Annotated in this window: 19 protein-coding genes, 1 pseudogene and 1 riboswitch; of the genes and pseudogenes, 6 read left to right on the forward strand and 14 right to left on the reverse strand. The window is 47.9% G+C overall.

All coding sequences use genetic code 11. The features are described 5' to 3' along the window. The 8 genes from B5P39_RS08520 to B5P39_RS08555 all read right to left on the reverse strand — a co-directional run bounded on the left by B5P39_RS08520 (position 1) and on the right by B5P39_RS08555 (position 8,920). The gene (locus B5P39_RS08520) at positions 1 to 264 is read right to left on the reverse strand and encodes a hypothetical protein (protein ID WP_011716940.1); all 264 of its coding nucleotides are present in this window, start codon (positions 262 to 264) and stop codon (positions 1 to 3) included. Positions 265 to 376: 112 nt separating this feature from the next. Then, positions 377 to 1,492 (reverse strand): 2-iminoacetate synthase ThiH, encoded by a 1,116-nt coding sequence (gene thiH / locus B5P39_RS08525; RefSeq protein ID WP_088211187.1) that lies wholly within the window; start codon positions 1,490 to 1,492, stop codon positions 377 to 379. After that, positions 1,489 to 2,253, reverse strand: a complete 765-nt coding sequence (locus B5P39_RS08530; protein WP_088211188.1) for a thiazole synthase — start codon at positions 2,251 to 2,253, stop codon at positions 1,489 to 1,491. Before B5P39_RS08530 ends, thiH begins: the two co-directional genes overlap by 4 nt. Before the next feature lies 1 nt (position 2,254). Beyond that, entirely contained in the window at positions 2,255 to 2,458 is a 204-nt protein-coding gene (gene thiS, locus B5P39_RS08535) for a sulfur carrier protein ThiS (protein WP_037430926.1), read from the reverse strand. After that, on the reverse strand, positions 2,455 to 3,450 hold the full coding sequence (locus tag B5P39_RS08540) for a HesA/MoeB/ThiF family protein (RefSeq protein WP_088211189.1): 996 nt from the start codon (positions 3,448 to 3,450) through the stop codon (positions 2,455 to 2,457). The genes thiS and B5P39_RS08540 overlap by 4 nt, the downstream gene beginning before the upstream one ends. Next, positions 3,447 to 5,129 (reverse strand): thiamine phosphate synthase, encoded by a 1,683-nt coding sequence (thiE, locus tag B5P39_RS08545; RefSeq protein ID WP_088211190.1) that lies wholly within the window; start codon positions 5,127 to 5,129, stop codon positions 3,447 to 3,449. Before thiE ends, B5P39_RS08540 begins: the two co-directional genes overlap by 4 nt. 2 nt (positions 5,130 to 5,131) lie before the next feature. Further along, a complete protein-coding gene (thiC, locus tag B5P39_RS08550) occupies positions 5,132 to 7,285 on the reverse strand; it encodes a phosphomethylpyrimidine synthase ThiC (RefSeq protein WP_088211191.1) in 2,154 nt (717 codons plus the stop codon). A 158-nt stretch (positions 7,286 to 7,443) separates the two neighbouring features. Beyond that, a riboswitch (TPP riboswitch) is annotated at positions 7,444 to 7,542 on the reverse strand. Positions 7,543 to 7,717: 175 nt separating this feature from the next. Next, entirely contained in the window at positions 7,718 to 8,920 is a 1,203-nt protein-coding gene (locus tag B5P39_RS08555; RefSeq protein ID WP_088211192.1) for a hypothetical protein, read from the reverse strand. Between the two features lie 276 nt (positions 8,921 to 9,196). Between B5P39_RS08555 and trhA the strand changes: the two genes are divergently transcribed. Beyond that, positions 9,197 to 9,880 (forward strand): PAQR family membrane homeostasis protein TrhA, encoded by a 684-nt coding sequence (gene trhA / locus B5P39_RS08560; protein ID WP_088211193.1) that lies wholly within the window; start codon positions 9,197 to 9,199, stop codon positions 9,878 to 9,880. A 163-nt stretch (positions 9,881 to 10,043) separates the two neighbouring features. Here the strand turns inward: trhA and B5P39_RS08565 are convergent. The 3 genes and pseudogenes from B5P39_RS08565 to B5P39_RS08575 all read right to left on the reverse strand — a co-directional run. After that, positions 10,044 to 11,003: pseudogene (locus tag B5P39_RS08565) on the reverse strand (DUF4062 domain-containing protein); the annotation flags it as partial. A 281-nt stretch (positions 11,004 to 11,284) separates the two neighbouring features. Further along, on the reverse strand, positions 11,285 to 11,815 hold the full coding sequence (locus tag B5P39_RS08570; RefSeq protein WP_088211195.1) for an NUDIX hydrolase: 531 nt from the start codon (positions 11,813 to 11,815) through the stop codon (positions 11,285 to 11,287). 114 nt (positions 11,816 to 11,929) lie between these two features. Then, entirely contained in the window at positions 11,930 to 12,754 is an 825-nt protein-coding gene (locus B5P39_RS08575; protein WP_088211196.1) for a tRNA (adenine(22)-N(1))-methyltransferase, read from the reverse strand. A 244-nt stretch (positions 12,755 to 12,998) separates the two neighbouring features. On the opposite strand from B5P39_RS08575, the gene B5P39_RS08580 reads away from it, so the two are divergent. From B5P39_RS08580 to B5P39_RS08590, 3 genes are all read left to right on the forward strand, one after another. Next, on the forward strand, positions 12,999 to 15,110 hold the full coding sequence (locus tag B5P39_RS08580; protein ID WP_088211197.1) for a glycoside hydrolase family 97 protein: 2,112 nt from the start codon (positions 12,999 to 13,001) through the stop codon (positions 15,108 to 15,110). 282 nt (positions 15,111 to 15,392) lie between these two features. Beyond that, a complete protein-coding gene (locus B5P39_RS08585; RefSeq protein ID WP_088211198.1) occupies positions 15,393 to 16,277 on the forward strand; it encodes a helix-turn-helix domain-containing protein in 885 nt (294 codons plus the stop codon). 36 nt (positions 16,278 to 16,313) lie between these two features. Beyond that, entirely contained in the window at positions 16,314 to 16,763 is a 450-nt protein-coding gene (locus tag B5P39_RS08590; RefSeq protein ID WP_088211199.1) for a carboxymuconolactone decarboxylase family protein, read from the forward strand. A gap of 209 nt (positions 16,764 to 16,972) precedes the next feature. Here B5P39_RS08590 and B5P39_RS08595 read toward each other — a convergent pair whose 3' ends face one another. From B5P39_RS08595 to B5P39_RS08605, 3 genes are all read right to left on the reverse strand, one after another. Further along, entirely contained in the window at positions 16,973 to 17,488 is a 516-nt protein-coding gene (locus B5P39_RS08595; protein ID WP_088211200.1) for a hypothetical protein, read from the reverse strand. 42 nt (positions 17,489 to 17,530) lie between these two features. Then, positions 17,531 to 18,127 (reverse strand): hypothetical protein, encoded by a 597-nt coding sequence (locus B5P39_RS08600; protein ID WP_088211201.1) that lies wholly within the window; start codon positions 18,125 to 18,127, stop codon positions 17,531 to 17,533. 174 nt (positions 18,128 to 18,301) lie between these two features. Next, the gene (locus B5P39_RS08605; protein ID WP_088211202.1) at positions 18,302 to 18,595 is read right to left on the reverse strand and encodes a YciI family protein; all 294 of its coding nucleotides are present in this window, start codon (positions 18,593 to 18,595) and stop codon (positions 18,302 to 18,304) included. Between the two features lie 743 nt (positions 18,596 to 19,338). On the opposite strand from B5P39_RS08605, the gene B5P39_RS08610 reads away from it, so the two are divergent. Continuing rightward, positions 19,339 to 20,934, forward strand: a complete 1,596-nt coding sequence (locus B5P39_RS08610) for an MFS transporter (protein WP_088211203.1) — start codon at positions 19,339 to 19,341, stop codon at positions 20,932 to 20,934. A 124-nt stretch (positions 20,935 to 21,058) separates the two neighbouring features. Then, positions 21,059 to 23,572, forward strand: a complete 2,514-nt coding sequence (locus B5P39_RS08615) for a glucan 1,4-alpha-glucosidase (RefSeq protein WP_088211204.1) — start codon at positions 21,059 to 21,061, stop codon at positions 23,570 to 23,572. Positions 23,573 to 23,725 lie beyond the last annotated feature (153 nt).

A 23,725-nucleotide genomic window follows, 5' to 3' on the forward strand; every position in this document is an offset into this window, starting at 1 on the left:
CTATACCTTGATGTTGATTATCGAACCTATTGCTTCAGATTCACGTTCAAGCACCTCAGTCGATGCCTCTCCTTGTCGCAATGATTCATTTGCCGACAGTAATGCAGAGGTTTTATCGGGCTCATCTACCGCTTTAGCGGTTTCTGTGGGCGCAGCACTTTGCGAAGGGCTAGGCTTTGCCACATCAATCGTTGCCTGCGTTAACCCTGATTGAGCTGTTTGCAAGCCTTGCAGACCGGAAGCATAAGCAGATTGGATTTGCATAGGAGTTTTCCTGCATCTGATGATAACTGGGTTAATTATTAATCAAACCTCAGGCAAAGTACAGGTTTATCCCCCGCCATAAAGGCATTTTAAAATCACTTTAAGCCCACGATTAACGCGCAATCCAAGCCGATTCCCAATCCTTAAAAACCGGATTAAATCCCCTGAGCCGCATTTGAGTCATGACCTGCTCAACGGTGCGTTCATCGCTTATCTCAAACTGATCTAATTGGCTCTCTGGCGCCTGATAACCGCCTGGCTGTGTTGAGCTCCCAGCACTCATCTGTGTGATCCCAAGCGGCAGTAAATTGTCCCGAAGCGATGGCGCCTCGCGTGTCGATAAACTGATATCAAGTTGCTGATTAAACAGTCTAAAGGCACAGATCATTTGCACCAGTCCAAGATCGGTTAAATGCACTTTTGGCGTTATGCCACCAGTACAAGGTCGTAAACGCGGTAACGAAATACTAAAGCGAGTACGCCAGTAATGCCGTTCTAAATAGTCCAGATGATGGCCCATCAGTAACGCATCGAGCCGCCAGTCATCTAAACCCAGAAGCACACCTAGGCCTATCTTATCGACACCCGCTCGGGCAACGCGGTCGGGCGTTGCCAGCCGATATGCAAAGTCCTGTTTATTGCCTCGGGTATGATGCTTGGCATAGGTCGCCGCTTGATAGGTTTCTTGATACACCATCACAGCATCCAGCCCTAGCTCGACAAGCTGACGATAATCAATCTTCTCAAGTGGCTGTACCTCCATGGCCAAATAACTAAACTGCTGTTTTACAATGGGTAACACACGCTTAAAGTAATCCATCCCCACTTTGGTTTCATGTTCCCCCGACACCAGCAAGATGGAGTCAAAACCACGGGATTTGATAATTGCCATTTCGGCCGCAAGTTCCTGCTCATTGAGCACTTTGCGCTTTAGCTTATTGCTCATGCTAAAGCCGCAATAGTCGCACTCGTTGGCACACAGGTTCGACAGGTATAAGGGCAGATAGAGTCCGATATTGGCCCCAAAGCGTTGCCGAGTGAGTGCCGCCGAGCGTTGAGCTATTTCTTCGATATAGGGTTCTGCTGCAGGAGACAATAAGGCAAGTAAACTCTCTAGATTACCCTCGGGTTGCATTAGGGCGCGCTCAACCTCTACTGCGGTGCAGGAATATAACGCCAGCAATAACTTATCCCGTTCAATACGGGCAAATTGGTCGACAAAACTCATTGCTGCAAAAATCCTGTTAGTGGACTGGTATGTACAGCCTGAGTCTGCACTCGGCCAAGACCCGCTTCAAAGGCGCGTCGTCCGCAAGCCACCGCATCCTTAAAGCACTGCGCCATTTCAATGGGAGAGGCACTGCTTGCGATGGCGGTATTCACCAGTACGGCATCGGCTCCCAGCTCCATCGCGTGGGCCGCATGGGATGGCGCGCCAATTCCCGCATCAATCACCACGGGCACTTTTGCCTGCTCAATAATCATCTTGATAAAAGGCTCAGTCACCAGCCCCTGATTGGTTCCAATTGGGCTTGCCAATGGCATTACGGCGGCGCAGCCCACCTCTTCTAAACGTCGACACAGCACAGGATCGGCATGCACATAGGGCATCACGATAAACCCACGTTCACACAGGGTTTTGGCCGCGGCTAACGTCTCGACCGCATCGGGCATCAGGTATTTAGGATCGGGATGAATTTCAAGTTTAACCCATCGTGTTCCCAGCATTTCCCGCGCTAATTCGGCGGCGAATATCGCTTCCTTAGCATTACGCGCACCCGAGGTATTAGGTAAGAGTCGCACGCCCGCTTGCCTAAGCGGCGATAGCAAATCATCGGCCCCTGTTTTTAAATCAATTCTTTTCATTGCAACTGTCACTAACTGCGATTTAGACGCCTTAATTGACTCCAGCATCAGCTGACTTGAGCTGAACTTACCCGTGCCGGTAAATAATCGTGATTCAAATTCCACACCCGCAATCGTTAACATCTTAACCTCCCGCGACAACGGCAAATACATCAATTTTATCCTCATGGTGACAGAGGATAGATGACCATCTATGTTTGGGTACAACGGCTTCGTTAAGCACTAAGGCAACCGAGTGTTGGCAAATATTTTGTGCTTCTAACAGGGCTTGTAAACTCAGCGGTTGTTGAAGTGTCTGGGGCACATTATTGAGATGAATTAAAATCATAACAAACCTCGATTAGGGACAGATTTGAATGAAACGGCTGTAGTTGAATGATGGGTGTTAGCATTAGCTCTTTCTACACTCTTGCTTGGTTCGCGTGACATTAACGCACTAGACTTTAATGAACTCGGTTTTAATCCGCACACCTCGCACTCGGGATCACGGGTTAAGGCGGCCGAATGCCATTGCAGCAACTTGGCATCGAAGCGCCAAAATCTTCCAAGTAACGCTCTAGTGGAGGCTATTGGTGGACTTGTCTCTTCGAAAGATTGATTACCCGTTTGTTGTGTTGTAGAAGTTGGCGGCGTGGCTAGGAGCAACAATTGCATGGCTAGCAGCGCCTGCATCGATGCCATCACGCCGACACTGGGGCCAAGTACACCTTGGCTGGTACAGTTTTGTGGCGCGCGAGTATCCGAGGGGAAAATACAGTGATAACAGCCTCCCAAAGGGAAACGCTGCTGATCTACGGCAAACAATTGGCCGTTGAAAGCGGCTATCGAGGCGCTCACCAGAGGCAAGGCATGCTCAACACTCAGCCGATTGATGCAATGGCGCGCCACAAGATTATCAGTGCAATCAAGTACTAATCTCGTTTCTTTGCTATGGTCTAACAGACGAGCAAATACCGCGTTCGCAGACTCAAGAGTCAGATGCTCAGCAACGGCATCAATCTCACAACCTTGCGCCAACACGGCTAATTTCTGTTTAGCAATTAGGGCTTTGTGATGGCCAATATCGTCGTCACTAAAGAGCAATTGTCGCGGTAGATTGGACAATTCCACCCTATCGCTGTCGACAAGCGTTAAGCGTCCTACACCGGCGCAGGCTAAATACTGCGCCGCCAATTGTCCAAGGCCGCCTAGGCCTACGATAAGCACATGAGCCTGTTTCAGCTGCAACTGGCCAGCCTCGCCGACCTCGGGTAAGAATATTTGCCGCGAATAACGAATAAAGTCTTTATCGGCAAGGGATTGCGCCTGCGTCATGCTCATAGGCGTGACTCCCAGGCTCGCGTCAATTCGGCAAGGGCCATTATTGGGTCTATTGCCTCGGTAATCGCCCGCACCACGGCAATATTGCGCACCCCAGTCGCTTTGACTTGCGCAAGATTCGAAGGTCCTATGCCACCAATTGCGACTAAGGGATAGTGCGCCTTTAACAGCTCAACATAATGAGTTAATTTGAGTAATCCCTGCGGCGCCGATGGCATTTGCTTGGTGGTCGTCGGGAAGATATGCCCAAGGGCGATGTAAGATGGCGCATGTTGATGGGCACGCAGCAACTCAAAATAACCGTGGCTCGAGATGCCCAGCGCCAATCCTGCTGCATGAATGGCGTTAAGATCCGTCACCACCAAATCTTCTTGGCCAAGATGGACCCCAAATGCGCCATGCTTTATCGCTAACTGCCAATGATCATTGATAAAAAGCTGCGCATCATAATGTTTACCTAAGGCAATCGCGGTTTGGATTTGTGCCTCGAGTACATCTGTCGTTAGCGCATTAGACTTTATCCTGAGCTGCACCGTCTTCACGCCTGCCGCTAATAACTGCTCTAGTAACAGTAGGTTATCGACAACGGGATAGATTCCTAAGTCAGGCTCAAGGCGCTTAAACGCGCCGCATTGCACATCACTGGATTCACTCAAGCTGTTTAGAGAATAAGCCGTAACATGAGGAAACGCCGTTAAGCTTTGCGGCCAAGCGGTACGCGCGAGTGGCCCTGGGCCTTGGCCAATACCCTGAGCTTGGGTTAAACCTTGATTAACATAGGCTTTTGCTACCACAACGGCATCCTGCAACACAAAGCCAAAGGCTAACACCGAGGCGATGGCTGAAGACAGAGTACAACCACTGCCGTGATTATGCCGCGTGTTTATCCTTGCACTGCTGAGCCAAAAGCCGCCATTCGCGTCGAGCGGTGAGCAACCAGTAACTTGATGACAAATCAGCAAATCTTCCGCCAAACCCTGATTATCTGTGGCACTGCGATGACTTGTGATATCGCTTTTTTGATCGCTAAAGTTATCCCTTGTATTAATGCCTACACTTGCCTGAGCCGCAAAGTAAATATCGCCGCCCTTGGCTAATACGCTGCAAGCTAATTGCGTTGAGAGTTGCATTGCCGCAGCGGCGAATTCTGCTTTTGTGTGCAGTCGTGACGCTTGTATGTCTTTTGCGACAGTAAGCCTTGCCAGCTCCTGCACATTCGGCGTTATCAGGCTAATCAAACCCTTAAAGGGAGTAAAATCCAGTGGCTGGCTCGCCGTGCTCTTATCCCCTAGTTCATCCCCACAGCTTGCGACCATTACAGGGTCGAGAATAACGGGGACGAGTGGATACTGGGTTTTAAAACCAGCCAACCAATCGGCAACTAAATGCACTTGCTGCTGATTCGCGAGTAAGCCAATTTTAATCGCCTGAGGCGGTAGATCGGCGAACAGGGTCGAAAGCTGCGTGAGTAGCATTGCATCACTCACAGGCTCAACTAAATCCACCGCCACCGAATTTTGGGCCGTTAACGTGGTAATCACGCTGCATCCATGGCCGCCCAAATCCTTGATGGTGGCTAAGTCGGCTTGGATCCCCGCGCCGCCACCGCTGTCGGAACCCGCAATGGTCCAGACGATAGGTTTAGGCGCTAAGTGGCTAACATGTATAGCAGGGGTCATTATCAAACCTCCGCAACCTGTACTGTGGGTTTGAGCTCTGTCCCATCCTGATGCTTTGCCGATTCATTGGCTGCATTAGCATCGCCTAGCGGTAGATACAGTTTGGCGCCCGAGGCCGCAAACTCGGCCGATTTTTTCGCCATGGCCGCCGCTAATTCATCTTGGGTTTTGACTCTGATCTGCTGGATTGCTTCTTTGCTAGCTTGCCCTTGTGGAGCTGAATTTATCGATGCAAGCGCTTCAACGCTCTCAACATTTTGGCTTGACGAAGCCACTGACAACGTACCCGCCGCTAAACTTGCCGCATAGTCGCGCACATCTTGGGTGATCTTCATCGAGCAGAACTTAGGGCCACACATAGAGCAAAAATGCGCAACCTTGGCCGACTCCTGTGGCAGGGATTCATCGTGATAGGCACGCGCGGTGTCAGGGTCGAGTCCCAAGTTATATTGGTCTTCCCAACGGAATTCAAAACGCGCCTTAGATAACGCATTGTCGCGGATCTGCGCGCCTGGGTGGCCTTTAGCAATATCGGCCGCATGGGCGGCAATCTTGTAGGCAATCAGCCCTTGTTTGACGTCCTGCTTATTGGGTAAACCTAAGTGCTCTTTCGGCGTCACATAGCAGAGCATGGCGCAGCCATACCATGCGATCATCGCCGCACCGATCCCAGAGGTGAAATGATCGTAACCCGGTGCGATATCGGTAATTTGTGGCCCTAATGTATAAAATGGCGCCTCTGCGCAGTGAATGAGCTGCTTATCCATATTCTCCTTGATAAGCTGCATCGGGATATGCCCAGGCCCTTCGATAATGGTCTGCACATCGTATTCCCAGGCGATTTTGACCAGCTCGCCTAAGGTTTCAAGCTCGGCAAACTGCGCCTCATCATTGGCATCGGCAATAGAGCCAGGACGCATACCGTCACCTAATGACAGCGAGACATCGTAGGCAACGCACAGCTCGCAAATTTCACGGAAATGGGTATAGAGGAAGTTTTCCTGATGATGGCTCAAGCACCATTTGGCCATAATCGACCCGCCGCGGGATACAATCCCAGTCACCCGTTTGGCGGTCATGGGCACATAGCGCAATAACACGCCCGCGTGGATGGTAAAGTAATCGACACCCTGCTCCGCTTGCTCAATCAAGGTATCGCGAAATACTTCCCAGGTCAGGTGCTCGGCAACACCGTTTACTTTTTCAAGTGCTTGATAAATCGGCACTGTGCCAATCGGCACTGGCGAGTTGCGAATGATCCATTCGCGGGTTTCATGGATATACCGCCCAGTGGACAAGTCCATCACAGTGTCCGCGCCCCAACGGGTTGACCAGACTAACTTTTCGACTTCCTCCTCAATGGAGGACGTAACCGCCGAGTTGCCGATATTGGCATTCACTTTCACCAAAAAGTTACGGCCAATAATCATGGGCTCAGCTTCAGGGTGATTGATATTTAACGGAATAATGGCGCGGCCACGGGCAATTTCATCGCGGACAAATTCAGGGGTAATCGATTTACCGATTACGGCGCCAAAGGATTCACCTTGGCCGCGGCGGTTTAAGATTTCATCTTGCACCTCGGCGAGCGCCATATTTTCCCGAATCGCCACATACTCCATTTCGGGGGTAATGATCCCTTGGCGGGCATAGTGTAATTGGCTCACGCGCTTACCCGGTAAGGCACGGCGAGGACGAACAATCGCACTTGAGCCGGCTTCGAAGCGCAGATGATCGAGCCCATCATCCTTCAGGCGCTGCTGGGTAAAATCTGAGGTCGCACAATCGAGCACTTCGGTATCTTGGCGCTCGATAATCCAAGGTAATCTGAGTTTGGCTAAGCCTTGGCGCACGTTAATTTGCGCAGCTGGATCGGAATAAGGCCCCGCGCAGTCGTACACAGGAATGGGAGGGTTTTTCTCGACTACAGGCGCGGTCGCAGTGCCGCCAATCCGCGTATCGGTTTGCAGAATTTGCCGCATCCCTACACGGAGATCCTCACGGCTTCCCTGCAAATACAACTTTTGCGAATTAGGGTGTTGTAATGGTTTAAGGGTATCGATAAAGGCTTGGGCCTGGGCGCGCGCCGCACGGCGGCTCGTTTGCCCTTGGGTGTTCACGGCAATCGATTCTGAGGACGATTCTAAACTGGACATAAGCAATCTCACTTTAACAAATAAAAATGGGGTTGCTTGTCTGGAGACTTGAGTGTTGAAGCTGAGCGCTGCAAACCCGAAGCGGATTTGCGGACTCAATAACGACTAAATCGATGGGTTAATACAGGGCAAAAGGTGGCCGCTGGTACGATTTAATGGATGTTATTATGCTTGTTTCCTTCGCAGGTTTTAACCTGATCAGGTTCAACGGATCCCGAATAAACGGTCTCAGCCAAGAGGCACTCCGACAAGATGGGCAAAAGTATAGGCAGAAGCGCAGTGAACAAACAAGCGTAATTTCAGAATAAAAATTAAATTATCAATCAAAAATAAAGAATATATAACGCATTGTATTTAAACATTTTTAATTTAAATATGTTTTATGGCTCATGGATAAAACTATTTTCAGTGAAAATTTATCATCACTACTTTTTAACCTTTTGGCCGCTTTACCATCATTTTATCCAGTTGCGCCTTAATAGCATCGTCAATTTCTTGATTCATTTTCTTGCCACTGCAATTGAAGGGAAACCCTAAATTCTCAGCATAGGGATTAATTTGGGTGCCGACTTTAACGACCCGATAGCAGGTATCCCCTTTACGGACAATTCGATTGGGATCCAGCTCTAAATCTAAACTGGTGGGGCCGCTAAAATCGTCGGCATTGGGCACAATCAACACCTCCATCTCGGGGCTCATTTCAGACATAGTCGACCGTTTAGTGTAATGATTTGCCTGCTCTAGCACTAAATCATCTAAGGCTTGCTCACGCTGACGTTCAAAATAACGCTGGGTAAATAACCCCACGCTACCAGCCGCACCGCTGCTTTGCTCACCAGTATCTGACTGCTCAGTACTTGCCGCTTCAGCCGAGCTTGATTGGACTTCTGCCTTTTGAGGTTTAATAGCTTCTTTTGCACTCTGCTGGGTTTGGCCCTGTGTTGAAGTGTTTGAAGCTGCTCTATTTGACCCTTGTGCGCTGACTTCAGGAGGTTTTGCAATCTGCTCTGTAGTTTTTGGCGCAAGCTTTTCCGCGGGTTTTGGTGGCACTTTTGCGGCGGGTTCAACATCCACTTTCAGCTGCGTAGTGTTAGGCGGGAAAGTGATCGGCTCACTAGAAACGGTAGGTTCTTCAACGGAGGAATCTTGAGGCGGATCCGTTGGAGCGGTTTGCGTTGGCGGCGCATAAAAAAAATATGCCTTTAACGCCTTGGTGGTAGTCCGTGTGTTGGCTGAAGATTCAGTAAAGGACAGCCCTAAGTGTTCCGACTGGGTTCGCCATAAAAAAATTAATAATAACAGCAGTAAGCCATGGCCCAAGATGACCCAAAACAATGGCTTAAGATTGAAATACTGCGACCACTCTCGCCCACTTAGATTTGAAGATGTTTGAAATGTGCTATCGATATCTTTTGGGTTAGTTTCATGCAAATTAAGGCTTATATCGCTCCCCAAAGGCTCTGCATGAGCGCTAAAAGGCTTAGGGTTTAAATCTGTAGTGCCCTGGGCTGTAGCGCTGAAAGACGTTGCACAAAAAGGCATAACGGAAAATGGTGCGGTCTCGTCGTTTCTAACACGGCCGTACGCATCAAAACTAAGATCATCTTCTGGGGTTATATTCGAGCGAACAGGCAAAATCCATCCCTTAGTACTTAATGGACAAAGTACTTAACAAATCCATGACATCTACGGGGGATTAGAGAAAGCGTATCGCACAAAGTTCCAAGGCGTTGACATTAATCAGTCGTAAACAGGCTCCATAATGTTGTACAACTAGATAAGAGCTCGCCTAAGTCTCAGTTGATGATGTTACCCTTAAAATAAATTAGCTTACACGTGTAAGCTAATTATGGCTTTCCAATTTATCAACTGATAGACTCAGTCATTATCGCCATCGAGTGGATCAACAGCATGCCAAGCCAGAGTTTGATAGAGCCGCAAATGAGTCATGAAAAACCATTGAATATCAGTGGCTATAGCCTTAGTGAGGAGATAGCCAATAGCATCAGCCATGGCCTAGGGGTGATCGCAGGCGTGGTCGGCTTAGTGTTTATGATCCTCAAGGGCGCCGACCACCTCACCAGCATTCAGCTCACAGGTGTTATTATTTATGGTGCAAGCCTTATCCTGTTGTTTTTAAGTTCTACCCTGTATCACAGCGTGACGCATGTAGGCTGGAAACATAAACTTAAGATTGCCGATCACTGTGCCATCTACTGCTTAATTGCAGGCACCTATACCCCACTGATGTTAATCAGCCTGCAAGGACAACTTTCGACCATTATCCTGACGGCGATTTGGTCCTTGGCTATTGGTGGGATTTTATTTAAGACTTTGTTTATTCATCGCTTTAAAAAAATGAGCCTAGTGCTCTATTTAGTGATGGGTTGGCTGTGTGTGACTGTAATGGGCGATTTGACGGCGGCGATGTCACCGCTAGGATTTAAGCTTCTACTATTGGGCGGGTTGTTTTACACCTTAGGGGTGGTCTTCTATGTTGGTAAACGCATCCCATACAATCACGCGATTTGGCATTTATTTGTATTGGCGGGCGCGATGAGCCATTTCTTTTGTATTTATTCAACCGTGATCTAGACGCTAGCCTACTCGCACAACAGATCCTCATAAGCCATCTTCAGGATGGCTTTTTGATGGCTGCGCTTTAAACCACTGTGCAATAAGACCATCAAGCACCGCAATGGGTAACAATAGTTTTTAAGCTTAATTTATCTTACCCAAAAAAAACTTAATCTTTTGATTAAAAAGGAATAATCATTTCTTCTAATATAGATTTCCTTGTCTCAGGGTCAACTTGTTTTAAGGCTTCAAATGCTGATTGGATTTCGCGGAACATAGGATCGTCTTTCTTAGAGTCAAGCTCTGGCCCAAGTTCAATATAAGTATTTGCTTTATCGTATAAATAATAAGTTTCATAACCACTATCGTCATCAACATGAATTACGAAATCATTTGTTGCAACCAAAAAATCATACCAATATTTGTGTTCTTTTGGGTCAGGAAACTCTCCAAGATCCAACACAGACAAGTATCGAGAATTGTACAAAGTTTCAACTAAATTAGGAAAACTTCTTGCTTTAGCTATTAACTCAATCTTGCTAATTTTATCCTCTACCTCTAACTGTTCTGTATTAGTTGTTCTAAGTAATACCTTAATTAATTCTTCAGACTTCTTAGCAGCAATAGTCAGATCATCAATTAACCTATTGGTTATTTTGGCGTTACCGTTTCTGGTTCTTTCAGCGAGCAAGTCATACATCATACCTGCCCACTGTTTCTTCAAATATGTTTCCATATCAGAAAAATCGTTGAATGAAACTATAGCGTTGTTGAGGCTATTTTTTCTAACTTCGTCAATAAAACCAAAGATTTTGATGTTATCTATGCTTGGGTAGGTGATTTTTTCGTAGAAATCAGGATTAGTTTTCTTATTAGATAGATAAGTGTAATGGTCTGAATACACAGCACTTTCAACCAAAGCGAAGACTGGAATTTTATTTTTAACAGCTTCTCGATATTCATTGTTAGTAATTGAACCTTCCTTGCCTTTATGTTCTCCACCATAGCGCCCACCTATGATTAAGATAAACAGTTGGCAAGTGGCTACCTCGGTAAGGCAAGCGTCATGGGTATGCGCATCGACACTGTAGTAAACATCACCATCATCGGATAGCACAGGCTCATAACCTATAGTCTTAACAAAGTATTTTAGGTTTCTCTAATATGCTTCAAGTCGTAGCATGTGGAGCTAATGAAAACTCTAGGTATGGCCAATGTGCAAGTCCTTTACCAAAAATATTAAACAATTAAGTAAGTTAAGTCATTTTCGGCTTATTGCTTTGGTGTGTCAACATTTTGAATGTAGAAGCTCTACTTGAGACGTATTTGAAAATGAATCGGTTAGCTAAATAAAGTTTAAAATTCTTGTTATAGTCTCAAATGGCGTGAATTTTGTTCCTTAATGTTCCAAGCAGGTTATACCTACAGCAACTCTGCGACGATTCGTTTGAGCAGAAAGGTTTCCCTGTTAATGGATTGCCCTTTATTTGCAAACGTTCGCTGAATTTCTTCATTATGGGCAATCGCTTGGTGAATATTGATCCACCCTGGGCGCATGCCATTTTTTATCTCATGAGCTTCTAGTCTTGGCTCACCTAAGCCGCGCTCACCAAGGCTCGTATCGATTTCGCACAGGTAACAGTAAGAGTCCATATGTACAACATTTGCGCCCTCACGAAACCAGGAACGATATTCCTCATAACGACCAAAGGGCGCTAACACTTTGGCGGCAATGGCGCCGGTTTCTTCTTGCAACTCACGGATAAGTCCAACTTCGAGGCTCTCGCCTTTATCCACTCCACCACCAGGCAAACCATAATCTCGATATTTTTGGGTATAGAGCAGCAAAATATCCTCCCCCGACAGCACTATGGCACGGGCGGCTTGGCGATAAAAAATCTTCGCCTGTTTAAGATTGAGATTGGCGGCTTGGGTAGACTTCAATAAACGCATAATAAAACTCAAGATTAACGGCCTAATAGCATAAACCAACTCGATGGATTTACAGAGTAAAACCGTTTCAACGCCAAGGCTAAGTACTCAATGACCACATGTTGACCTATGAGGTTAACAATTCAGTTGCTGCAAAATGTGTTGATAGGCCGCCACAATTTGCGACTTGTTGGGCATGCGATGCTCAGGAATACGCTGATAATGGCCTATGGTTTGGTCAAGATAACGCTTGGCTTGGTTGGTTTTATCCGCATTTAGCCCTTGCCACATGATTGAGCCCGTCGCACTTAAGGGCACAGCTTGATTTGTTTTTGAGCAGGTATTCGTTTTTGAGCAGGCATTGGCCTGAGTTAAATGCAGTATTTCGTAGAAACGTTGGTTTTCTTCGAGTAAATATTCATCTTTAAGTTTTAAGCCCAATTCCGACAACGCGCTGCGCACATGGTAATTATGATGCACGGGACACAAAATAAATTCGAGCTGGCAGGCGCATTGACTAAGGTCATGATTACTCGAATCATTTCCACTGTGAGCATCACTTTGACTTTGCTGATTCGCCACAATACTGCGCACCAATTCAACCAATAATTCACCACCGACACCCGCAATAATCACTAAGTGCTTGGCTTGCTTTCCGTATTGCGCCAGTGGCAAGGCCGCCACATCGAGGCAATGCACTTGCCATTCACTCTGGGGATTGGCCTGTTGCTCAGCGTTTTGAGTGTTTGAGATAGACGGCTCGGGGAAAAACCTTGCTAACTCAAGGCTAAGTTGCTGCATCAAGGGCGCGACACAATCGACAAAATGCACCTTAGGTGCGGCATTTCTTTGCAGTAACAGCATGCCGAGTAAACCATGATCGCAGCAGCAGTCCCAAATATGATCGTATCCAGGGCCCACCATTCGATTGATCTGCTGTAATCGCTGACTGATTTTCACCGCTCACTCCCAAACGCGTTTATATCACTGCCCATATCGGCTTAAGCTAAAGCCCCTTAAACACAATAAGAAAGCCGCGCATTCTACCCGAGTCAGCGGTTAAAACCCATCTCTTTACGCCTTACTATCCGACTGCCGCCTAACCGCTCACTATGGTGAATACGTATGCAAACCATTGCGAGCAAAAACCCATCGCCACTAGTATGCATTGACCCATATTCACTATAAAAACAAGGATCAGGGAATGTTCAGCAATCCTCTTACCCATGCACGCCACATCAACTCGCCAACGCGAAATAGCCGCCATTGGGCCGCCGGCCTATTTACGCCCAGCTTGCTAGCACTCAGTATTGGCAGCCTGCTCAGCACCAGTGCCACAGCGCAGACTCTCAACCTAAGCTCCCCCGATAAACAAATCGTCTTGAGTCTGAGTGATGATACGGGCCGCCCCGAATACCAAATCCGTTTCCATGGCAAAACCATTATCGAACCGAGCCGCTTAGGGCTAGTCTTTGCCTCACTGGGCGAATTAGGCCAAGGTCTACGTATCAAATCGAGCAACAGCGCCAGCACCGATGACAAATGGCAGCAACCTTGGGGTGAACAAGAGTGGATAAAGGATCAACACAATCAACTGAGCGTGGTATTAACCGACGGAAAAATCGACTTAAACCTCGAGTTTAAAGCCTTTGACGATGGCATCGGCTTTCGTTATCACTTAGCCGCTCAAAACGCCCTGCCAGCTGATACATCGCTTGCCATTACAGATGAACTCACCGAATTTAATATTGGTCAGAGTGATAAGGCCACCGCCTGGTGGATCCCTTCTCGTGGATGGAACCGCTACGAATATTTGTATCGCACCAGCGCGCTCAATCAGGTCGACCGAGCCCACACCCCTTTTACCTTTAAACTGGTCGATGGCACCCATTTAAGCATTCACGAGGCGGCGTTAGTTGATTTTGCCTCGATGACCCTCGACCAACAGCGCGATGGCAAGCTCAAGGCCGATCTCACCCCTTGGTCAGATGGTATTCGGGTTAAAACCCAAGCGGGCTTTTATACTCCATGGCGCACGATTCAAATCGCCGACAAGGCCACGGGACTGCTTAATTCTCACCTAATCCTCAACCTGAATGAGCCCAATAAACTGGGGGATGTCTCTTGGGTTAAACCGGGCAAATATGTCGGTATTTGGTGGGGAATGCACCTCAATGAAAACACTTGGGGCTCGGGCCCAAAACACGGCGCAACCACCAGCGAAACAGAGCGTTATATGGATTTCGCCGCCAAGTACCAGTTTGATGGTGTCTTGGTTGAGGGTTGGAACCAAGGTTGGGATGGTGATTGGTTCCATAATGGCGATCAATTCAGTTTTACCAAAGCCTATGATGATTTCGATTTACCCGCCATTACCGCCTACGGCGCGAAAAAAGGCGTACGTCTGATTGGTCATCATGAAACCGCAGGTTCAGTAACCCATTACCGTAATCAAATGGATGATGCCTTCGCCCTGTATGAAAAACATGGCGTGACCCAAGTCAAAACCGGCTATGTGGCTGACGGTGGACAAATCAAACACATCGATGAGAACGGTATTACCCGTCACGAATGGCACGATGGTCAGTTTATGGTTGGCGAATATCTGCATAGCGTGACTGAAGCCGCCAAGCACCATATCAGCATCAACAGCCATGAGCCGATTAAAGATACTGGGCTTCGTCGCACCTATCCGAACTGGCTTACCCGCGAAGGCGCACGTGGACAGGAATACAATGCCTGGGGCAGTCCACCAAATAGCCCAGAACACACTGCCATGTTGCCTTTTACCCGTATGCTGGCGGGCCCTATGGACTTTACCCCAGGGATTTTTGACTTAGCCCCCAAGGGCTTAGATGCCGAAAACCGCGTGCAAACCACCTTGATGAAGCAACTCGCCCTGTATGTGGTGCTCTATAGCCCAATCCAAATGGCCGCAGATTTGCCGCGCAATTACCAAAAACATCTAGATGCTTTCCAGTTTATTCGCGATGTACCAACAGACTGGTATCAAAGTATCGCACTGGCTGGTGAAGTGGGTGATTATGTCGTGTTTGCCCGCCAAGCCAAGGACCAACAGGATTGGTACTTAGGCGCGCTGACCGATGAAAATGCCCGTCAGGTTAAAGTCAAACTGGATTTCCTCGACCCAAATAAACGCTATCAAGCACAGATCTACCGTGATGGCGCAAAAGCCGATTGGAAAACCAATCCCTATGATTATGTGATTGAAACCAAAGAGGTTATCTCCAAAGATAGCCTGACATTACAGCTAGCCAGCAGTGGCGGCACAGCGATCCGCTTTAAAGCGCTGTAAACTCAAGCGCTAAATGGACGCTAAAAGTCCCGAGCAATAGTCACTCTTGCGACAGTCACTCTTGCAACAGCAATCGAAGCGATAGTGGCCATTACAATAGTCACCAAGAAGCCCTTCTTAGTGACTATTTTTTTATTATTGAGTTGCTTCGTTTTAGTTACAGCGCCTAACAACCGTTGGCGGATTTCATTTGAGCAGGACCACTGCCCTCCACTACTGAGTCACACTCGACACGGATGCAAATTGCATTAAGTTAGCTTAAGCTAAACTCCCCAATGCTTAATGGTAACGACCTTGCGATACACGGCCGATGAACTCGAAATGCGCAGTTTTAAGCGTTTTGAGACCCAATTTGCCCACTTAGGCTTTAATCATTTTCAAGCCATTGCCCCACTGCGCCCTTGGGTGCAGCGCTATTTTCATTTGCATGTCGCGGCGAATTTACTCGAGCCAATCGACCAAACCTTCTATCCCGATGGCGGCACAAGCCTGCATTTTTATTTGCCATCACCCGGTATTGGCGACACGCCTTCGGTGTATTTTTACTCGAGTCAGCAGCGGCACTGTCACAGCTTCGCGCCGGGTACCGAGCAAATTACGGTGCGTTTTCAGCCCGGTGGCGCCTTCCATTTACTGGGGGTTGAGCTTGCCGCCATGCAGGCCGATACGACAGCAAGCGTTATCGATGTAACGCAGTGGCCCATCGTTGGTTTAACAACGCTCTTATACCAACTCGTTGATACGCCCAAGCCTAGCCAGCGTATCGCCCTCGTGGAACGTTGGCTATTGCTACGAGCGCAGCAATTAGACTTAAGCTTATCGACGCGCATGAGCCTAGTGCCGGCAACTCTGCCTCGACTCATTCAAACCCAAGCCAATTTGGAGACCTTTTACGGGCAACTCCCCATGAGTCGACGCCAATTTGAACGCAAATTTAAGCAAGAAACGGGTTTATCGCCCGCGCAGTTATTGCAGCTGAATCGAGTCAAAATTGCCCGCAACCTGTTGAGTCAATCGCCGTCCCTTAGCCTAGCGCAGGTGGCCTTCGATTGTGGATTTTACGATCAAGCCCATTTACATCAGCACTTTTTACGGGTGATGCAGCAAACACCGGGACAATATAAAAAACGCAAGATGTCGCAAATCTCCAATATAACGGCCGATTAATCCCTTAGATTCAAGCCTCAACTTACAGGAGGCTTTATGTCAGAACGTATTCCGCGCCAACAGATTTACCAACTCCAACCCGAGCTCGCCAAGGCACTCATTAGCCTAGATAAAGCAGCCGCTGACTCGGCGTTTTCGCCATTATTGGTGCATTTAGTCAAACTGAGGGCATCACAACTCAATGGCTGCGCGTTTTGTCAGCGAATGCACGCCGAAGAAGCGCGCAACGACGGTGAAACCCAGCGCCGTTTAGATTTACTGGCTGCTTGGCACGAAGTCGATGGTCTCTTTGATGCACGGGAGCAAGCAGCGCTGCGCTGGACGGAAACCTTAACCCGCGTCGCCATATCGCCAGTGCACGACAGTGAATATACCGCGCTCGCCGAGCATTATTCAGAGAAGGAGATTGTCGATCTGACCAGTCTCATCATCGCCATTAATGGTTGGAACCGCATCGCGATCGCCTTCCATCTACAGCCGCTCTAATCGCGCTAAATACGCTTATCGGAAGCCTGTTCCTCAAAGCCAGCAAGGGCACCTACTCTAGTGCCCTCAATACCTGTACTCGTAGCAGTCATGTTTTGGCGAGTATCCAATATCTAACAGCATTGACTGGCTAACTCAGTATAGAGGGATAGCAGTTTGGTCAGGGAAATATTGATAGCGACACACGCTAGATAAGGGATTTTTGTAGCCTAGTGGCACTGTTCGGTCTTTAACCAAAGCATGGCCTCAAATTGGGGCGTTGCGGATTGTGTCGTGATAAAAAACTTCTCAATATCAACGGAAGTGATATTTTCGCAGCGCGCACTAAAATCGGCATTCATCTGCTTAACAAAATCTGAGGCGAGAACGGCTTCCTTAAATCCCTCCCGTAGGGCCACCACCTTGGGGTTATGCATATTGCCCGCCGAAGCCAAAGCATCGGCTAACTCCTGAGGGTAATGTCGCTGCAGATAAGTGTGCAACTCGTGCTGAAGACCATCGAACTGTGCAAGGGTTGACACTTGTACCGAGCGAATCCACACCGACTTGGGAACAGCGGCTATCACGTCTTTCAAGCTATCTAAACCCGTGCTTGAGGCAAAAATCACCGCGTCATGATCAGCAAAATTTGTCTGCCACTTAAGCGGCTCAGCAACTGTGACTTCTGAAAACAGTGCGACTTCAGAGAACAGTGCGAATAAGACTGCCGTGAAATAACGCATCATTCGAGATCCATACTCACAATACTTAATATTATTAAGCTCTTTTTATAACGAACCGAAATGTAAAGTGAATGTACTAGATGCATTGAAACAGCTAAAACCAAATATAACGTAAGAGGATAAAACTATAAGAACAGTGAACACGTTAACGACATCTCCAGTCCTATCATGACCTTTCGCATAAGCAAATTGGGAAAGGTAAGTTGTTCCCGATGCCACACAGGCAACTAACAAGCCAACACAGAACCACAATATTGACTGAGTCAACGCATTTGTAACTTGAACAATTGAGCCTTCACTCCATATTTTACCCGTAAAAGCAAGCAATGCCGCAGCTGCACCGCCATTTATGATCATGCTCGATTTAAGGGCTCCTTGACCTGAAGCTATGACTGATTTGAACATCTCAACGCTATGTGCGTTAACATTTTGAGAGTGAGCAATATTTCGAGCGTTTTCAGCTTCAAACTCCTTTAATATTCTTGCATGTTCAAGTTGATTGAAATCACCTTGCTTTTGAGCACGTTCATCAAGTTGATGCATGAATTTTTCCATAGAATCAATTGACACCGAGACAGCACCTTTCTGCTTTGCATTAGCCAAAGCTTTTTTAACTTCTTGAATAATATCTGTAGATTTCATCGCAATACCTTTACTCGCTTAATAAATATACATCCGCTTTAAATTAATTAACTAACACAAATACACCCACATTGATTTACCAACAAATCAAGTTAGAGCAAATTCTTTGGACCTTTAAATTTCGTTATATAGCCATAGGTATAAATGGTGATATCAGAAAAATTGAAAGCACACTTAAATCTGCTCAATTAAAGCTTCTAAACCTGCTGCGGTTCGAGTAGGGACAAATTCTACCACCTCAAATTCGGCCACCTCTTCGATATAGAAGGGGTCGAGTTTGACAATGGCTTCAAGTTCGGCGCGACCATTTGCTTTGGCAAGGATCACTCCGCCAGTGCGGGGCACCTTACGGCCGGAGGCGATAAAGGTCCCCTTGGCATAATATTCATCGAGATAGGCAATATGGGCCACCAAATGCTGTTCTACATCGGCCAGCGGTTTTTTGTAGGTTAAGGTGATTACAAACATAGGGTTCCTTAAGGGCGTAATACCAAGCCAGAATAAATATTCAATTGCACTTGCCACACACGTCAATGGCGGCAAGTAGCCAACAGTACGTAAAGTCTGACGACATAGTGATGCATTATGCTTTCGCTATCAATAGCCTAGGGCGTGTTAATTAAATTGAAAATGATCCATGTAGTTACCTACTAATTAGCAGATTTCAACGCATTCCCCCTCATTACAACGCGAGTAACCCAATTCTAAGACGCTGCACTCATCCCCACCGATGTGATAACTGGATACATCGAGGGTTTAAACCCATCCACGCCTCACGTAAAATCCACACACTATTAGTTACAGGGCTGTTTCGCTAGGGTTATCAAGGAATGATGAATACGTATGTAAGCGGTTGTGCGTCAATTGGCGCTGCGGCTACTATAAATTCGCTAGTTTCACCCTCTGCTTGTGGGGTTGAACAATGTGAGGTCGTTTCTGGTGGTTGCCTTTGAGGATAGCTGTCAGGCTTAGGTTCTTTTCTGCTACTGAGCATTTGCATCATAGCGTATGAAAATGAATTTATTGGCGAATATGCTTCTGAGGGAGAGGTATATTCGCCATTTTTTCACCCACACGGCCAAGCGCCAATGCACTTTTGTGGAAGCTAGCACAACACGCGTAAAACTGAGCAAAGGCCATTGAATAGGCCAAACATTATAACGATAAATGACTCAAGGCAGCCCCGCTGCCCGCTACTGAAGGGAAGTTGCATGTCCACGGATCAACAAACGATTACCCCATTAGAAAGTGTCTCACCCAAGGTGGTGCATCGCGCCGTTCATAAGCTACAACCCGAGCTAAATTTCTGGCAAATTTTTAATATGTGCTTTGGTTTTTTGGGGATCCAATTCGGTTTTGCCCTGCAAAATGCCAACGTCAGTCGCATTTTCCAAACCCTTGGCGCCTCTATCGATGACATTCCCATCCTGTGGATTGCCGCACCGTTAACGGGTCTGCTGGTTCAACCTATTATTGGTTATCTTAGCGATAACACTTGGGGACGTTTAGGTCGCCGCCGACCGTATTTTTTAATCGGCGCTATTTGTACGACTCTTGCGATATTTGTGATGCCGCATTCCCCTACATTATGGATTGCCGCGGGCATGCTGTGGATTATGGACGCCTCAATCAATATCGCCATGGAACCCTTCCGTGCCTTTGTGGGAGATAATTTGCCTCCCAAGCAGCGCACCCAAGGTTATGCCATGCAAAGCTTTTTTATTGGCATCGGTGCAGTTGTGGCCTCGGCCCTACCCTATATTCTCAGTAACTTCTTTAATGTCGCCAACACCGCGCCCGCGGGTGAGATCGCCGATTCGGTGCGTTATGCCTTCTATTTTGGTGGCGCAGTGCTGTTTCTCAGTGTGGCTTGGACTGTTGTGTCCACCAAAGAATATTCCCCCGATGAACTCGCCGCCTTCCATGGCAATGCTGACGCTGGCATAGATGAGCAACAATATCGCACTCGCACCCATAAGAATTATCAATTTGCCGCTATCGTTTGGATGGCCGTAGGCGCACTACTGACGCTTGCGGTGTGGGCACAAGATTTAGATAAACAGCTGTATATTTTAACCTTAGGGATTTTTGCCTTTGGCCCATTGCAACTGTACTGCGCCCTGCGTTTAGGCAAATCTACGCCATCACAACGCTCGGAACTGGGCATTGTCTTTAATGTGGTCGATGATTTATTCCATATGCCGAAGGCCATGCATCAGTTAGCGATAGTGCAATTTTTCTCTTGGTTCGCGCTCTTTGCGATGTGGATTTACACCACCTCGGCAGTGACGTCCTACCATTTTGGCAGCAGCGATGTGTTGTCTAAGGCCTATAACGATGGCGCCGATTGGGTGGGTGTACTGTTCGCCTCCTACAATGGATTTTCGGCCGTTGCGGCCCTGTTTATCCCACTGCTTGCTAAACGTATCGGCATCAAACTGACCCACACTTTTAATATGTTCTGTGGTGGTTTTGGCTTGATCAGTTTCTATTTTATCAAAGATCCTAGCCTGTTATGGCTGCCTATGATTGGCGTGGGTATCGCCTGGGCCTCGATTCTCTCCGTGCCCTACGCCATGTTATCCGGCGCCTTGCCACCAAAAAAGATGGGCGTGTACATGGGGATCTTTAACTTCTTTATTGTGATCCCACAGCTGCTCGCAGCCAGTGTTTTAGGCTTAATTCTTAATGGTTTGTTTGATGGTCAACCCATCTACGCCCTGATCACCGGTGGCGTCCTGATGCTCTGCGCCGGGATTGCCGTGCTCTTTGTTGAGCAACCGAATACTCAGCACACTCAAGTGTAAATCCTACAACTCAGCACACTTGGCGTTTAGGCGTTTGGGCATCGAAACGCCAAGACGTATAGCCACTTAGCTTACAACAAGAATAAATCGCAATTAGCACCATCTATTGATTGGGGAGATTTTGATGAATATGGAATCAACAACAGTTCGCAGCTTTTCTGACCGCCGCAACTTAAACCGTAAGCCGATTGCGCTTGCGATTGCCGCAAGCCTTATCGGCGTTGCCAGCTTAACAGGCTGCTCACCCTCGGCCCCCAATGCAGACGTATCCACACCGACTGTCGCCAAATCCTCAGACGCAAACGTACAGATTGCCCCCGGCGCCCCCGGCAAAGCGCCTACTTGGGCGTTCTCCGGTAAAACCGGGATTGGCACCTCGTATGAGCCTTATACTCAAGGGCAATATCAAGATAATGCGCAAAATCCCATCAGCCGCGTGTGGTTCTCCGTCGCGCAGGGGATATTAACCGAAACCATGTACGGCCTTATTCACAATGCTCAGCTCAAAGAGTTGCAATTTGTGATCACCGGCAATGGCTTTGTCGATACCGAAAAAGACAACACGATCAGCAGCATTGAATACTTAGATACCGACGCTAATGGCCGCCCACAATCCTTGGCTTATAAGATTATCAATCGCGACGTTGAAGGTAAGTATCAGATAGAAAAACATATCTTTACCGATCCCGACCGCGATACGCTGATGATGCGCGTGACGTTTACCGCCTTTGAAGCGGGCATCACACCGCATTTATACGTTAACCCCCATATCGATAATGCGGGGGCGAATGATATTGGCCGAGTCGATCATCAAGCCCTTATCGCTCGCACCGCCGATCCACACAGCAGCGTGATGACGGTTAAATCCGATATTGATTTTGCGCAGGCGACCACAGGCTTTGTCGGTGTATCTGATGGTTTGGCCGATTTAGCCGATAATGGTAAGCTCGATACGCTGTATCAGGCCACCAGCAGCGCCGAAAATCCGACTCAAGGCAACATTGCCTTTACCGCCAGTTATCCCACACTCCAAGCGAATCAACCTCTTAATGTGAATTTGGCCATCGGTTTTGGCCATGATGAAACTAACAGTTTAGCCAATGCCAACGCCAGCTTAACGGCGGGGTATGATGCGGTGCTGAGCCAATACAACGCAGGTTGGCACAGTTATTTACAATCGCTGCCTGCGATGCCTACTATGGCGCAAAGCACCACAGATCATGGCAAACTGCTGTATACCAGTGCCATGGTACTCAAGGCGCAGGAAGATAAAACCTACGCGGGCGCCCTTATCGCGTCGCTTTCTAATCCTTGGGGCGATACCGTCCCAGCTGTCACACCCAGCACGGGCTACAAGGCCGTTTGGCCCCGAGACTTTTACCAGTGCGCCATGGCATTTCTCGCCATGGGCGATACACAAACGCCTAAAGTCGCCTTTGAGTACCTTAAAAAGGTGCAAGTGAGTGACAAAACTCCAGGCTATAGCGGCACGCCCGGTTGGTTCTTACAAAAGACCCATGTGGATGGCCAAATCGAATGGGTGGGCGTACAGCTCGACCAAACGGCGATGCCGATCATGCTCGGCTGGAAACTCTGGCAGGCAGGTGTGCTGAGTCAAGCTGAACTGAGCCACTGGTATCAAGAGATGTTAAAAGCCGCGGCGGACTTTTTAGTTAGCGGCGGTGAGGTCAATCTCGACTGGAACCACACCCAAATTACACCGCCAAAAACCCAGCAAGAACGTTGGGAAGAACAAGCAGGTTATTCGCCATCGACCACGGCCGCCGTGATCGCAGGCTTAGTGGCTGCGAGTGATATTGCCAAGGCAGTAAACGACAGCGATGCTAGTCAGCGTTATTTAGCGACCGCCAAAATGCTTAATCAACAACTTGAAAAACACTTAGTGACGACTCAAGGTTTGCTCACGGATAGCCAAGGCATTAAGGCACCTTATTATCTGCGCTTAAGCCCCAACGGTGAGCCAAACACGGCCGAGACACTCGCCGCTAATAATGGTCGTGTGGGATTAGACCAACGTCAGATCCTCGATGGCGGCTTTTTAGAACTGGTGCGCTACGGCGTACGTGGCGCAACCGATAAGCTCATCAATCAAAGCCTTGCGCTGGTGGATAACACCGAACTTGAGGATAATTTACGCCTCAAATACAGCTTTACTGCAAAAGATGGCAGTAGTGTTCCCGGCTTTAGACGTTACGGTAACGATGGCTACGGTGAAGATACCCTCACTGGCGCAAACTACGCCGAATCGGGCAGTAATAGCGACAACCAACGCGGCCGCATATGGCCCTTCTTCACCGGTGAGCGTGGGCATTTTGAGCTGGCCCTCGCCAGCGCCAAGGGAGAGCTAACGGGTGCAAACGCACAGCAAACCAAGCAGCAGCTTATCAATACCTATGTGCAAGGGATGGAAACCTTCGCCAACGCGGGTCTGATGCTCCCCGAGCAAGCATGGGACGGTGTGGGTAACGCCACACGCTACCAATATCAACTCGGTCAAGGCACTAACTCCGCCACCCCGCTCGCTTGGACCCACGCTGAATATATCAAGCTGGTGCGTTCAATGAGCGATGGTCGAGTATGGGATAACTACCCTATCGTCCCAGAAGCGTTGAAATAAATCCTACTCGAGACAATCTAATTGTGTCCTTTAGTGCTGATTAGCACTAAAGGACTCTGTTTAAGAACGCTCTTAAGGGGCTATTTCTAAGGTCGATCTCTAAGATCTACTTCTAAGAGCTATCTCTACGATCTAACCTTAAGAGCAATCTTA

The sequence above is a fragment of the Shewanella sp. Shew256 genome, assembly GCF_002196695.1.
GTDB lineage: Bacteria > Pseudomonadota > Gammaproteobacteria > Enterobacterales > Shewanellaceae > Shewanella > Shewanella mangrovisoli.